Here is a 12,278-nt window from a genome sequence, read left to right as displayed (position 1 = left end):
GGAACTGCGGATTTCTTCGATGTATCGGAGTATCCGATGTGCCGCCGCGGCAAACACCGCCCCGCCGGCGAACCGTCGCAGAGCCGGGGCGGCGTTCGGGCGTTTTACTGAAACCGGAGGGAAATATTCCGGGGAAGTGAAGCGACGCCTGCCCCCGCGTCCGCGGCAGCGACAGAAAGCGACGCCCATGACAACTCATCCGTCCAAAGCGATCAGCGCCGGGCGCGCTCTGTCCGGCAGGCCGGTACCGCCCGGCGCGCCGGCCCCCGTCGCGCTGGTGACCGGGGCGTCGTCGGGCATCGGTGCCGCCGTGGCCGACCGCCTCGCGGCCGACGGATGGCGCCTGCTGGTCAGCGGCCGCGACCGGGAGCGGCTCGGTGCCGTCGCGGAGCGCACCGCGGCCACCGCCCTGCGGGCCGACCTGGAGGACCCCGGCAGCCCCGAGCGGCTGGTGCGCGACGCCCTGCTCGCCACCGGCCATGTCGACCTCCTCGTGATCGGCGCCGGTATCGGCTGGGCCGGACCGTTCGTGTCGATGCCGCGGACGGCGGTCGAGCGGGTCTTCCACGTGGACGTGCTGGCCGCCATGGAACTCGTACGGCGCGCGCTGCCCGGCATGCTGGCGCGGCGCAGCGGGCACATCGTGATCATCGGCTCCTTCGCCGGCACCGTCGGCGTGCGCGAGGAGGCGGTCTACTCGGCGGCCAAGTCGGCCCTCGGCACGTTCGCCGAGTCACTGCGGTACGAACTCGCGGGCAGCGGCGTGCGGGTCACCCACGTGATCCCGGGCGTGGTGGACACGCCGTTCTTCGCCCACCGGGGCGTGGCCTACAAGCGGTCCCGGCCGCGGCCGGTGCCCGCCGAGCGCGTCGCGGCCGCGGTCAGCGACGCGCTGCGTCGGGGCCGGGCCGAGGTGTACGTGCCCGGCTGGCTGCGCGTGCCGGTGATGGTGCGCGGCCTGCTGCCCGGGGTCTACCGCCGGATGGCCGGCAAGTACGGATGAGACGGTGGACGCGCACGTCCTGACGATCGTGCTGGCCCTGCTGGCGGCCTGCGCGAACGGCGCGGCCTCGGTGCTCCAGCGCAAGGCCAACCTGCAGCAGGACGCACAGGGGCGGGACGGCAGGCGCGGTCGCGGCGGCCGGGGACCGGCCGGGATCGTACGGTCCGCGCTGCGGCTGGTGGGACGGCCCCTGTGGGTGGCCGGGATGGCCGCGCTCGCGCTCTCCGGCGCGCTCCAGGCGACCGCGCTCGCGGTGGGCCGGCTGTCGGTCGTCCAGCCGCTGATGGCGACCGAGCTGCTGTTCACCCTGATGGCGGGCAGCGTCGTCTTCTCCCACCGCCCGGACGGCCGTACCTGGCTGTGGTTCCTCGCCCTGGCCGCCGGACTCGCCGTCTTCCTGATCGCCGCGGCACCCTCCGAGGGGCAGCCCACCGCTGTCGCGGACGGCTGGCTGCGCGCCGGACCGCCGCTCGCCGCGCTGGTGGCCGCCTTGTGGCTCGCCGGGCGCGCGCTGCGCGGGGCGTCGACACGGGCGGGGGTGCTCGGCTGCGCCACGGCGACCGGTTTCGCCTGCACCGCGGCGCTGATCAAGGACGTCACCGGACGCATTCCCGACGGCCTCGGCGCGCTCGTCAGCGCCTGGCAGCTGTACGCCGCCGCCGCGGTCGGCCTGCTCAGCCTGGTCATGCTCCAGGCCACCCTGCGGGCGGGCACCCTGGCCGCCTCGCAGCCCGCCCTGACCCTCGGGGACGCGCTGCTGAGCGTCGCCCTGGGGTGGGTGCTCTTCGGCGAGCGGATCGCGCTCGGCTCCCACCTGGGCCCGGAACTCGCGGGTGCCGCCCTCATGGCGGCCGGGGTGGTCGGGCTGTCCCGCTCGCCCGCGCTCAGCGGGGGCTGGGACACGTCCGAGCACGAGCGGACGCCGCCCCCGGTGCGGACGGCGCGCCGTGACTAGCCCGGCAGCCGGCCGGGTCGGCGCGGCCACGCTGCTGCTCACGGCCACCCATATCGTCCCGGCCGCCACCTGGCTGCCCGGGCTGCGCCGCCGTGCCTTCCCGGCCCTGGCCGGGCTCGGGCGCGCCGACCATGTCGCGCTCACCTTCGACGACGGCCCCGACCCGCGCTCCACGCCGCGCTTCCTCGACGCACTGGACGAACTGTCGGTCCGCGCCACCTTCTTCGTGCTCGGCGCGAGCGTGCTGCGCCATCCCGCGGTCGCCCGCGAGACGGTGCGCCGCGGCCACGAACTCGCCGTCCACGGCTGGACGCACACCCGTCCCTGGCTGCCCGCCCCGGGGCGGGACCGCGCCGCACTGCTGCGGGCCGCGGCGGCGGTCCATGACACCACCGGCAGCGCACCGCGCTGGTACCGGCCCCCGTACGGCATCCTCACCGGGGGCCGCCTGGCCGCCGCCGCGCGGGCGGGCCTGACCCCGGTGCTGTGGACGGCGTGGGGCCGCGACTGGACGGCCGAGGCCACCGCGGACACCGTGCTGCGGACGCTGCGTGCCGACCTCGGCCCCGGAGGCACCGTGCTCCTCCACGACTCCGACCGCGCCTCCGCCCCCGGCAGCTGGCGTGCGGCACTCGCCGCTCTGCCGGGCCTCGTCGCCGAGTGCCGTGCCGCGGGTCTGACGGTCGGTCCGCTCGCCGACCACGAGGTGCGCGGTGCGGCCGCACGCCGGTCGCACCGGGCGATCGGGCGGGTACGCACGGTCATCGGCGGCGACGGGATCTGAGGGAGGGCCAAAGCCCGTGAAACGGCAGGTCATCGGGGTGCCGACGCGGGTGTGAGGGGGCCGGGTTGCGAGCCGCCGCCCCCTGTAGGACCGTGAGTTCGCAGTGGTACGACTGCCGCCCGAGGAGGCCGTCACACCCGTCACGCCCCCTCGCGAACGCACCACCGGCGGCGGGACCCGCCGCCGACCTTCGCACCCGACTGCTACCGCACCAGGCAGCGGCCAGGAAGGCAGACCGCCATGCCACTCCTCCGCACCCTCGCGTTCACGGCCGCCGCCACCGGCCTCACCACCGCGATGGCACTCGCCCCCACGCAGGCCTCCGCCGCCGTTCCGCGGAACACCCCCGGCGCGGCGACGTACGCCACCGTCCTCGTCAACTGCTTCGGACAGCCGCGCGTCATCCCGGGCGACGTCCTGCTCGCCTGCGGCGACGGCAACGACCGCCTCGGAGGGCTCTACTGGACGAGCTGGGACCGCGACTCGGCCGTCGGCTCGGGGTACGAGGAGGTCAACGACTGCGATCCGTACTGCGCGGCCGGAACCTTCCACACGTTCGCGGTCACGGTGCGGCTCTCCGGCAACGTGGCCTGGCCCGGCGATCCGCATCTGCGGCGCTACACGACGCTGACGATCAGCTATCTCAACCGGCAGCCGTGGTGGTCGCACTCCTCGACCTACGAACTGTGGGACGGCCCGCTCACCCGCTGACCCGGCGCCTGCGCCGTCCCCTCCGTGACCGCCCGCGCCTCAGCCGCCCGTTGTCCCGTCGAGCCTTTCCCGCAGCAGCTCCGCGTGGCCGTTGCGGCGTGCGCACTCCTCGGTCAAGTGCGTGAGGAGGCAGCGCAGGCTGAACGTCTCGTCGCGCCATCGCACGGTCGTGTCCAGCGACGACGCGGCGGCCACGACGGAGCGGAGTGCGCGCACTCCCGCTGCCACGCCGCCAACGCCTCGCGGTGGTCGGCGGATTCGACGTCGAACCCGGCGTACACGCCGTTCTGCGTCGGCCCCCAGTGGGGTGCGATGTCCGCGCCGCCCATACGGGCCGGAACCGGATCAGCTCCGCCTCGACGGCGCGCCGCATCGGTCCGGGCGGCGAGAGGCCCGAGGGCGGCACGCGACGAAGGAGACAACCGGTCGCAGGGAACGAGGTGTTGATGATGGGTGCGTGCCTGGGACCGGTACGTCCTACGCGGCGCGGCCGCGGGCGTAGTGGCGGCGGGCCTTCATGCGGTTGCCGCAGGTGGCCATGGAGCACCAGCGGGCCTGGTTCGCGCGGCTGCGGTCGACGAGGAACAGCCGGCAGTCGGGGTTGGCGCACGCCCGCAGGCGCCCGGGGGCCGTGCGCCGCAGTTCGTCCCAGGCGAGGACGCTGTGCACCGCGAGGCGGGCGTCGTCGGGGACGACGAGGTCCCAGTCGAGAGCGTCGGGGCCGAACGCGGGCACCTGGTGGACCCCGCGCAGCACCTCGGCGAGGACCTGGGCGGTGCTCTCCCCGCGCACGACCTCGTCGAGCAGCTGTCTGGCCCGTCGGACCCCGGCGAGTTCCGCCGCGGTCCCGGTGCCGCCCCGGGCGCGCAACCAGGCCGCACCGGGGTCGTCCCCGGCCAGGGCGTCCTGCTGCTCGCCGTGCACGAGCGGCCGGCTGTTGAGGAGGGCGAGCAGGAACTCGCTGTCGGCCATCCCGGTCTCCCTTCCGCCCCCCGCACTGCGCGGGAACTCTCACCAGCTTAATGCGTCGTCCAGGTTGGACCCACCGGCTGGTCCGAGGCGCCGAAGCGGGCCGACCGGGTGCGTTGGGGTCGGAGGTCGAGCCGCATAACCCCTTCACTCGAATTGACAGGTTAGCGTGCGGGCGTGTGGCTGGCGGACTGGCCGACCGCGTACGGGCGTTGGCGCCCGGGGGAGCGGACGTGGTGATGGACGCCGCCGACCGCGGGACCCTCGTGGCGACGGCCGGTGCCGCCCGGCCCGGCGCGCGGGTGGTGTCCGAGGCGGAGGGCCGGGCTGCCCGGCGTGCCCGGCGTGCCCGCCTACTTCTGCCGGCTGGACCACGCGGACTTCACCGCCCTGGCGGCCAGGGCCGCTGGAGCGCGCGGCCGACGCGCAACGCGCCCTGGCGGCCGGAGGCGTCCCGGGCAGGGTGGTGGTCGGGATCGCGTGCGGCGCGGCCGCCCCGCGGGCCCCGGTGGGTGCGCGTAGCCTGGGAAGTCACCGGTGCCCCGGGCCCGGGGCGGGCCGTCGACCTTGTGAGACGTGGGTGGCGAGCATGGACTGTGCCGAACTCGACGCGGCGCCGGCGGAGACGACGCCCCTGCCGCCCACGGACGGCTGCGCCGAGTGCCTGGCGCACGGCAGGAACGACTGGGTGCACCTGCGGCTCTGCCTGACCTGCGGACGCATCGGCTGCTGCGACAGCTCGCCCGGCAAGCACGCCACCGCGCACTACGCGGCGACCGGGCACCCGGTGATCCGCTCGTTCCAGCCGGGCGAGGCGTGGCGATGGTGCTACGTGCACGGCGCGACGGGCTGACGCTGACGCCCGGCGTTCAGGACCCTGCCGGTGCGGCGCCGGTGTGCCCGAGGCCGATGAACACGGTCCGGTGGAGCGATCCCACATGGTGCCGGGCCACGGCGGCCGCCGTGTCGGCGTCACTCTCCGCCCGCGCGTGACGGCGCGGGCCCGGTCGCGGGACGGACGAAGGCGTCCCGCGACCGGACCCGGATCTCAACCGCGCGGGTCAGGCGCGCTGTTGAGGGCCGTGAGGAGGGCCAGCGGGGTGGCGGCGGCCCAGGCCTGGGGAGAGCAGGAGTGGGGGTAGGGGACGGGGACCGGGTGGTCGGCGCTGCCGTAGCCCGCCATGACCTCCGGGAGGCGCCAGTCGTGCAGGGACGCGGCCCGCACGAGGCCGTGGGCGACCCGTGAGGCCTCCTCCGGGAGACCGCTGAGGGCGAGTCCGAGCACGATGACGGCGTTGTCGTGCGGCCAGATGCTCCCGCGGTGGTACGACAGCGGGTGGTACGGCGTCTGGCCCGCGGCGAGCGTCCGGATGCCCCATCCGGAGAAGAAGTCCGGCTGCAGCAGGCGGCGGCCGACGGTGCGGGCGTCCTGCGGATCGAGGATGCCGGACCACAGCAGGTGCCCGGCGTCGGAGGCCAGGGCGTCGACCTGGCGGCCCCGGCCGTCCAGAGCGAGCGCGGGGAAGCCGGCGTCCGCCATCCAGAAGTCCCGGCGGAAGCGGTCCCGAAGATCGGCCGCGGCCTTCTCCAGTCGGTCGGCCTCCTCGGCGTCCTCCCACACGGTGCGGGCCAGCCGGGCCGTGCGGACCAGCGCGTCGTAGGCGTAGCCCTGCACTTCCGAGACGGCGAGGGCGCCCTCGGGACGCCGGCCGTCGGCGTGGCAGATCGCGCCCTCGGAGTCCTTCCAGTTCTGGTGGGCGAGTCCGCCGCGATCGGCGTCGGAGGTGTAGCGCAGGTAGTCGCCCGCGCCGAGCCCGCCGGGGCCGAACATCCAGTCGACGGCCGCCCTGGCCTGGGGGCGCAGCCGGCGGGCGAGCGTGTGGTCGCCGGTGGCCGCGGTGTATGCCTCCAGGAGGACGAGGAAGAGCGGGGTGGCGTCGACGCTGCCGTAGTAGCGGCCGTAGGGCACCTGCCGGAAGTGCGCGAGTTCGCCGTGGCGGACCTCGTGCACGATCCTGCCCGGCTGCTCGAGCCTGCTGTCGTCGTCGCGCGTGCCCTGGGTCGCGGCCAGCGCGAGCAGGGTGCCGGCGGCGAGTTCTGGCCGGTAGGGCAGCGCGAACAGGGAGGTGAGCAGCGAGTCGCGGCCGAAGAGCGTCAGGAACCAGGGAATGCCGGCGGCGGGCACGAGCAGCGCCTCCCCGGACGGTCCGGTGGCCGGCACCCGCAGCCGGGCCAGGTCGGCCAGCCCCACGGCGCAGGCGCGGGCGAGTTCGTCCCACGAGGTCAGCGCACGCGGGCGGGGCCGTGCCTGCACGAAGGCGTCCACTTCGGCCGCGTGCTGGTTGCGCACCGCGGCGGGCGACGGGGGAGCGGTCTGCGCCTCGGCGCCCTGGGGCTCCGCGGTCACCGTGAGGGCGAGTTCGGCGGTGCCGTGGGCGGGCAGCTCGAACCGCCAGGTGAGCCTGCGCGCCGTGCCGCCGTCGCGCGCGTCGAGTGGGTGAATCCCCAGCGGCGCGGGGGATGCGGCGACCGTGGTGCGCGAGGCCCAGTCGTCGCCGCGGCGGTAGTGGAAGACGACGCCGGCCGGCCCCTCCTCCGCGGTCCTCACGGCGCCGGACTTGTCGTACCTGCGGTGGTCGGACCGCAGCTCGAACAGGTCGGCGAAGTCGGCGTCCGCCTCCAGTCCGATCTCCACGACGGTGGGTTCCGCCCGGTTGCCGACCACCCGGATGCGCTCGGTGAGCGCGCCCGCCACGACCGCCTGGAGGCGGAAGAGGGAGTACCCGGGCGGTTCGTCGCGGCCGCCCGCGGGAGTGAGCACCACGCCCTCGTCGGACGAGGTCAGCACCGTGGGCTCGGCGCCGTTCGCGGTGAGCCGCCAGCGGCTGAGGTGCCGGGCGTCGCGCAGGAACAGCCCGTCGGGGCTGTCGCCGCGGCGCCCGGTGATGTCACCGGACGGGCTGGTGGCCGCGAAGGTGCCGCGGTGGACCAGCAGACGATCGACGGTCATCGGCGGGGCTCTCCTTCTTCGTGGCGACGTGCCGTACGACCAGGGCCGCCGGGCTGCCGCAGCAGGTCCAGCGCGAGCGCAGCCGTCCAGCTGAAGCGGCGGATGCCGCGGCCCTGGCCGCTCCAGGGTTCGACGTACTCGGCGAAGCCGGTGGCGCCGGCGTCGTCGAGGACCTGGGCGCGCAGCCGGGCGGCGGCCTCGGTCTCTCCGTGCAGTGCCAGGCCGTGGTGGACCAGCCATGCGGTGTTGAACCAACTGGGCCCTCGCCAGTACCGGTTGGCGTCGAAGACGGGGCCGGTCAGGTCGTAGCTGGGCACCATGTGCGCCCGGCCCAGCCCGAAGTGCTCACCGTGCGCCGTGCCGACCAGCGCCCGCACGACCTCGTCGGGCAGTCCGGGCACGATCAGCGCGATCAGGCCCGAGACGCTGTACTCGCGCACCGCCTCGCCCGTGACGAGGTCCCGGGCGAGGAAGACGCCCGCCTCGGGGCTCCACAACCGCCCGACGAGCGCGGCGGTCGCCGCCGCGGCCCGGGTGCGGTGCGGCGCCGGATCGGCGCCGGCCTCCTCGGCGATGCCGGCCAAGGCGTGCTCGGAGGCGATGAGCAGGGCGTTGAACCCGGGGTCCTCCAGCGCGAATTTGTGCGGGGTGACCGCGTCGTCGTACCCGTGGTCGCGGTACGTCGCGGCCAGCCGGACGTAGCGCCCGTAGTCGAGGTCGGTGGGCCGGTCGGCGGCCGCGCTGTGGTCGAGGTCGGCACGCCGGAACGACTCCGGCGGCGCCGGCTCGACGCGGGCCAGCGCCGCGTCCCACACGGGACTGTTGTCGAGCCCCGGCTCCCAGGGGTGCACGATCGCGGCCAGCCCGCCGCCACCGAGGTCACGGGAGGCGGCGAGCCAGCGGTGCCACGCGGCGAGCCGGGGGTACATCCGCCGCAGGAAGCCGCGGCGGCGCGACTCGTCCGGGTCGGCGAGATGGACCTGCCAGGCGGCCAGCGCGTGCACGGGAGGCTGCACGATGCCGGACGTCTCGATGTCCGCCGGGGCGCCGGAGGCGGCGCCCGCGGAGGACGAGCGCCAGAAGTCGGGGCTGGGGAAGTAGGCGTCCAGCGGCACCGCGCGGTTGAACACGATGTGCGGGATACGGCCGTCGCGCCACTGCGCGCCGAGCAGCGTCTCCAGCTCGCGCTGGGCCCGGCGCGGCGACAGGTGCCGCAGCCCGATCGCGATGAACGCCGAGTCCCAGCTCCACTGGTGCGGGTACAGGGTCCGCGAGGGCACGGTGGCCGCGCCCGTCCAGTTGGAGAACAGGACGTGCGCGGCGTCGCGGCGCAGCGCTGCGTACACCGCGTCCGGGTCGGCGGCGGAGGAACGGACGGCCGGTTCGAGGACGGAGGTCATCCCGCGGCCCGGTGGAGGAAGGCCGGGACGGAGCGCACGGCCTCGACCGGGTCGCCGGTCAGCCGGCACTCGGCGGCCAGGTAGCCGTCGTACCCGGCCGCGTCCAGCGCCCCGAGCCAGGCGGGCCAGTCCAGGTGGCCCGCGCCTGCCTGGAAGCGGTTGGAGTCGCTGACCTGGGCGTGGCCGATGAGCGGCGCGACGGCGAGGATGGCGGCTGCGGGGTCGGCCTCCTCGATGTTCATGTGGTAGCTGTCGATGCCGATGCGCACCGAGTCCAGGCCGACGGCGCGGATCAGGTCGGCGGCCTGCTCCAGCCGGTTGACCATGTGGTCCTCGTATCGGTTGAGGGGCTCCAGGAAGAGCGTGACCCCCTCGGAGCGGGCGTGCTCGCCGAGTTCGGCCAGGCCTTCCAGCAGGACCTCGCGGTCCTCCTCCTCGCCGCGCGGGGGCTCGAAGGGCGGCAGCCGGCGGGAGAACATGCCGTACGAGGCGGGGGTCTGGGCGCCCAGGCCGCCGAGTTCGCCGATGACGGACAGCTGCGACTTCATCTGCTCCAGGGCGTCACGGCGCAGCCCGGCGTCGAAGGCGCCGAAGAAGTGCAGCATGTCGACGCACACGGTCGGCATGACGACGCCGTCGGCCTGGGCCTTGCGGAGCTCGGGCAGGCGGTCGCGGAAGTGGAAGTCGCCCTTGCCGCGCAGTTCGATGGCGTCGTAGCCCGCGCTCCGGGCGAACTCCCACTTCTGCTGGAGGGTGTCGCCGGGCAGCAGCTGTTCCTGGCAGGCGGTCTTGAACATGATCGGGTGGCCTCTCAGAACTCTCGGACTCTCGGAACTCTCGGACTCTCAGAACTCCAGGACGACCTGGAGCGCGTCGGCGGGACGCTCGTCCAGCAGGACATAGGCATCGGCCGCGTCGGCGACCGGAACGACATGGCTGACCAGGGACTCCACATCGACCTGGCCCTCGGCGACCAGCCGCAGGAACGTCTGCTGGAGGCGTTCCACGGTCCAGCGCCCTGCGAGCTGCGGCGGAACTCCGCCGATCTGCGAGCAGATGAGCTGCACGCGGTTGTGGTGGAACTCGTCGCCGAGCCGCAGGCCCGTGCCGTCGCCCTGGTAGAAGCCGGAGGCGACGACCCGGCCGCCGACGACGACCGAGCGCAGCGCCTCGTGCAGCGCGGGGTAGGCGCCGCTGATCTCGATGGCGACATCGGCGCCGCGGCCGTCGGTGGCCTCGCGGATCCGCTCGGCGACGGCGTCGGTGCGGGCGTTGAGGGTGCTGCTCGCGCCGTACTCCGCGGCCTTGGCCAGACGGCTGTCCAGGGCGTCGACGGCGGTCACCCGGGCGCCGCTGAGCTGGGCGAGCCGGGTGGTGAGCAGTCCGATGACACCCTGGCCGAAGACGGCGACGTCCTCGCCGAGGTGGAGGTCGCTGCCGAGGACGGCGTTGTAGGCGATCGCGCCGACCCGGGCGAAGGCGCCCGCCAGCGGCTCCAGGCCGGCCGGGAGCCGGTGTCCGACCATGCGCTCGGCGGGCACGATGCCCTCGCTGCGGTGGCCCCAGATGCCCCAGACGAGGTCGCCGACGGCGGGCATGCCCGGTACCTCGACGAGTTCGGGTGAGACCTCGGTCACTTCGCCGACCTCGGAGTAGCCCCAGCCCGCGACGGGGTACTCGATGCCGGCCGCACCGTCCCTGAACAGCCGGGCCTCGGCGTCCCAGGTGCGGGTCAGGTACGGGTTGGTGCCGCGGTAGGCGGTGAGCTCGGTGCCCGCGGAGATGCCGGAGTAGCGGGTGCGCACGCGCAGGTGGCCGGGGGGCAGGGCGGCTGACTCGCTGGGGGCGACCTCCACCTGACGGGGGCCGGTGAACTGGACGACGCGTTCCACAAGAGGCTCCGGAGAGTTCGGTTATGCAGACCGTTCAGCCCTCACGAGCTGACTTACGTCGAAGATATCCGAGACTTAAGTCTTGTCAACAAGCAAAAGTGATGTTCTGATGCAACGCATACGTAACGCAGGGCTGACGTGAGGACGGTTGATGGGGATGTGGTCCCGACGGTCGAGAGCGCTGGCGAGCGGCTTGGCCGCCGCATTGGGGATCGGGGTGATGGCCGGATGCGCCGCTCAGGACACCGGTAAACCCGACAACAAGATCACCGTCTGGAGTCTGGAGAACCTCACCGACCGCATGGCGGCGACGAAGAAGAACGTCGCGGCCTTCGAGAAGCAGTCCGGGGTCAAGGTGGACCTGGTCGGCGTCGACGAGGGCCAGCTCCCGCAGCTGATCATGTCGGCTGCGGCGGCCGGCACCCTGCCCGACGTCATCGGCGGCATACCCCTGGCCCCGGTCTGGCAGATGTACACCAACGGCCTGCTCAACACCGACGCCACCGCGAAGGTCGTCGACGACCTCGGCGCCGGCACCTTCAACGCCAACGCCCTCAAGCTCACCGCGGACGGAGGCAAGCGGCTCGGCGTCCCCAGCGACGCCTGGATGCAGATCCTGGTGTACCGCAAGGACCTCTTCGCCAAGGCCGGCCTCGCCGCCCCCGACACCTACGACGCCATGCTCAAGGCGGCGCAGAAGCTCAACACCGGCGGCGTCGACGGGATGTCGCTGTCCACCGACCCCGGGGACGTCTTCACCCAGCAGAGCTTCGAGGACATCGCCCTCGCCAACGGCTGCGAACTCGCCGGCAGCGACGGCAAGGTCACCCTCGACAGCCCGCAGTGCGAGCGCGCCTTCTCCCTGTACGACCGCCTCGGCGGCGACTTCGGCGCCCCCGGCACCCAGACCGTCGACACCACCCGGGCGACCTACTTCGCCGGGCAGTCCTCGATGATCGTCTGGTCCACCTTCCTCCTGGACGAGCTGGCGGGCCTGCGCAACGACGCCCTGCCCAGCTGCCCCGAGTGCAAGAAGGACCACCAGTACCTCTCCGACAACAGCGGGATCGTCACGGCGCTGCGCGGCCCCGACGCCCCGGCCCCCGCCCAGTTCGGTGAGATCTCCTCGTGGGTGGTCACCAAGACCGCCGAGACCGCGGCCTCGGAGAAGTTCATCCGCTACATGATGAGTGACGGCTACCCCGGCTGGTTCGGCATGGCCCCCGAGGGCAAGATCCCGGTCCGCGACGGCACCGCGGAGGAACCCGACACGTACCTCAAGGCCTGGCGCGCCAGCGACATCGGCGTGGACACCAAGAAGCCCCTGCAGTCGGTCTTCTCACCGCAACTGCTGGACGAGCTCACCGCCGGCGTCAGCAACATGAAGCGCTGGGGCATCACCCAGGGCCAGGGCGCCCTGGTGGGCGCCACCATCGGCGAGCTGCCCATCCCCAAGGCCGTCGGGGAGATGACCACAGGCCAGACGCCTCCGCGCGAGGCCATGAGGCAGGCCGACGAGGAAGTCGCGGCACTGCAGAAGTCCCTCCAGTGACC

Annotated in this window: 12 protein-coding genes; 6 read left to right on the top strand and 6 right to left on the bottom strand. The window is 74.0% G+C overall.

The window, feature by feature from the left end:
- The first annotated feature begins 187 nt into the window (after positions 1-187).
- From RV983_RS04025 to RV983_RS04010, 4 genes are all read left to right on the top strand, one after another.
- Positions 188-1,003: an SDR family NAD(P)-dependent oxidoreductase gene (locus RV983_RS04025; RefSeq protein WP_475984372.1), complete on the top strand. Its 816-nt coding sequence runs from the start codon at positions 188-190 to the stop codon at positions 1,001-1,003.
- A gap of 4 nt (positions 1,004-1,007) precedes the next feature.
- Positions 1,008-1,958, top strand: coding sequence for a DMT family transporter (locus RV983_RS04020; protein WP_475984371.1), 951 nt, complete (start codon positions 1,008-1,010; stop codon positions 1,956-1,958).
- Positions 1,951-2,742, top strand: coding sequence for a polysaccharide deacetylase family protein (locus RV983_RS04015; RefSeq protein WP_475984370.1), 792 nt, complete (start codon positions 1,951-1,953; stop codon positions 2,740-2,742). Before RV983_RS04020 ends, RV983_RS04015 begins: the two co-directional genes overlap by 8 nt.
- Positions 2,743-2,982: 240 nt before the next feature.
- Entirely contained in the window at positions 2,983-3,453 is a 471-nt protein-coding gene (locus tag RV983_RS04010; protein WP_475984369.1) for a hypothetical protein, read from the top strand.
- 39 nt (positions 3,454-3,492) lie between these two features.
- Here RV983_RS04010 and RV983_RS04005 read toward each other — a convergent pair whose 3' ends face one another.
- Positions 3,493-3,681, bottom strand: a complete 189-nt coding sequence (locus tag RV983_RS04005; RefSeq protein WP_475984368.1) for a mycothiol transferase — start codon at positions 3,679-3,681, stop codon at positions 3,493-3,495.
- A 249-nt stretch (positions 3,682-3,930) separates the two neighbouring features.
- Positions 3,931-4,425: a CGNR zinc finger domain-containing protein gene (locus RV983_RS04000; protein ID WP_475984367.1), complete on the bottom strand. Its 495-nt coding sequence runs from the start codon at positions 4,423-4,425 to the stop codon at positions 3,931-3,933.
- A 586-nt stretch (positions 4,426-5,011) separates the two neighbouring features.
- On the opposite strand from RV983_RS04000, the gene RV983_RS03995 reads away from it, so the two are divergent.
- Positions 5,012-5,275 (top strand): UBP-type zinc finger domain-containing protein, encoded by a 264-nt coding sequence (locus tag RV983_RS03995; RefSeq protein WP_475984366.1) that lies wholly within the window; start codon positions 5,012-5,014, stop codon positions 5,273-5,275.
- Between the two features lie 195 nt (positions 5,276-5,470).
- Here RV983_RS03995 and RV983_RS03990 read toward each other — a convergent pair whose 3' ends face one another.
- The 4 genes from RV983_RS03990 to RV983_RS03975 are packed head-to-tail and all read right to left on the bottom strand — an operon-like array spanning position 5,471 to position 10,724.
- A complete protein-coding gene (locus tag RV983_RS03990) occupies positions 5,471-7,432 on the bottom strand; it encodes an amylo-alpha-1,6-glucosidase (protein ID WP_475984365.1) in 1,962 nt (653 codons plus the stop codon).
- Positions 7,429-8,832 (bottom strand): MGH1-like glycoside hydrolase domain-containing protein, encoded by a 1,404-nt coding sequence (locus tag RV983_RS03985; RefSeq protein WP_475984364.1) that lies wholly within the window; start codon positions 8,830-8,832, stop codon positions 7,429-7,431. Before RV983_RS03985 ends, RV983_RS03990 begins: the two co-directional genes overlap by 4 nt.
- Entirely contained in the window at positions 8,829-9,629 is an 801-nt protein-coding gene (locus RV983_RS03980) for a sugar phosphate isomerase/epimerase family protein (protein ID WP_475984363.1), read from the bottom strand. Before RV983_RS03980 ends, RV983_RS03985 begins: the two co-directional genes overlap by 4 nt.
- Before the next feature lie 48 nt (positions 9,630-9,677).
- Positions 9,678-10,724: a zinc-dependent alcohol dehydrogenase gene (locus RV983_RS03975; protein ID WP_475984362.1), complete on the bottom strand. Its 1,047-nt coding sequence runs from the start codon at positions 10,722-10,724 to the stop codon at positions 9,678-9,680.
- Between the two features lie 151 nt (positions 10,725-10,875).
- On the opposite strand from RV983_RS03975, the gene RV983_RS03970 reads away from it, so the two are divergent.
- Positions 10,876-12,276: an ABC transporter substrate-binding protein gene (locus RV983_RS03970; protein ID WP_475984361.1), complete on the top strand. Its 1,401-nt coding sequence runs from the start codon at positions 10,876-10,878 to the stop codon at positions 12,274-12,276.
- Positions 12,277-12,278 lie beyond the last annotated feature (2 nt).

The sequence above is a fragment of the Streptomyces sp. RLA123 genome (assembly GCF_056270165.1).
Note: the sequence above shows the minus strand (reverse complement) of the source record. Positions and strands in the feature narration are given on the sequence as shown.

What these genes read in the sequence shown, in the direction of transcription:
- RV983_RS04000 (WP_475984367.1), bottom strand. Translation starts at nt 4,425, where the DNA reads ATGGCCGACAGCGAGTTCCTGCTCGCCCTCCTCAACAGCCGGCCGCTC.
- RV983_RS04025 (WP_475984372.1), top strand. Translation starts at nt 188, where the DNA reads ATGACAACTCATCCGTCCAAAGCGATCAGCGCCGGGCGCGCTCTGTCC.
- RV983_RS03995 (WP_475984366.1), top strand. Translation starts at nt 5,012, where the DNA reads ATGGACTGTGCCGAACTCGACGCGGCGCCGGCGGAGACGACGCCCCTG.
- RV983_RS03985 (WP_475984364.1), bottom strand. Translation starts at nt 8,832, where the DNA reads ATGACCTCCGTCCTCGAACCGGCCGTCCGTTCCTCCGCCGCCGACCCG.
- RV983_RS03990 (WP_475984365.1), bottom strand. Translation starts at nt 7,432, where the DNA reads ATGACCGTCGATCGTCTGCTGGTCCACCGCGGCACCTTCGCGGCCACC.
- RV983_RS03970 (WP_475984361.1), top strand. Translation starts at nt 10,876, where the DNA reads ATGGGGATGTGGTCCCGACGGTCGAGAGCGCTGGCGAGCGGCTTGGCC.
- RV983_RS03980 (WP_475984363.1), bottom strand. Translation starts at nt 9,629, where the DNA reads ATGTTCAAGACCGCCTGCCAGGAACAGCTGCTGCCCGGCGACACCCTC.
- RV983_RS04010 (WP_475984369.1), top strand. Translation starts at nt 2,983, where the DNA reads ATGCCACTCCTCCGCACCCTCGCGTTCACGGCCGCCGCCACCGGCCTC.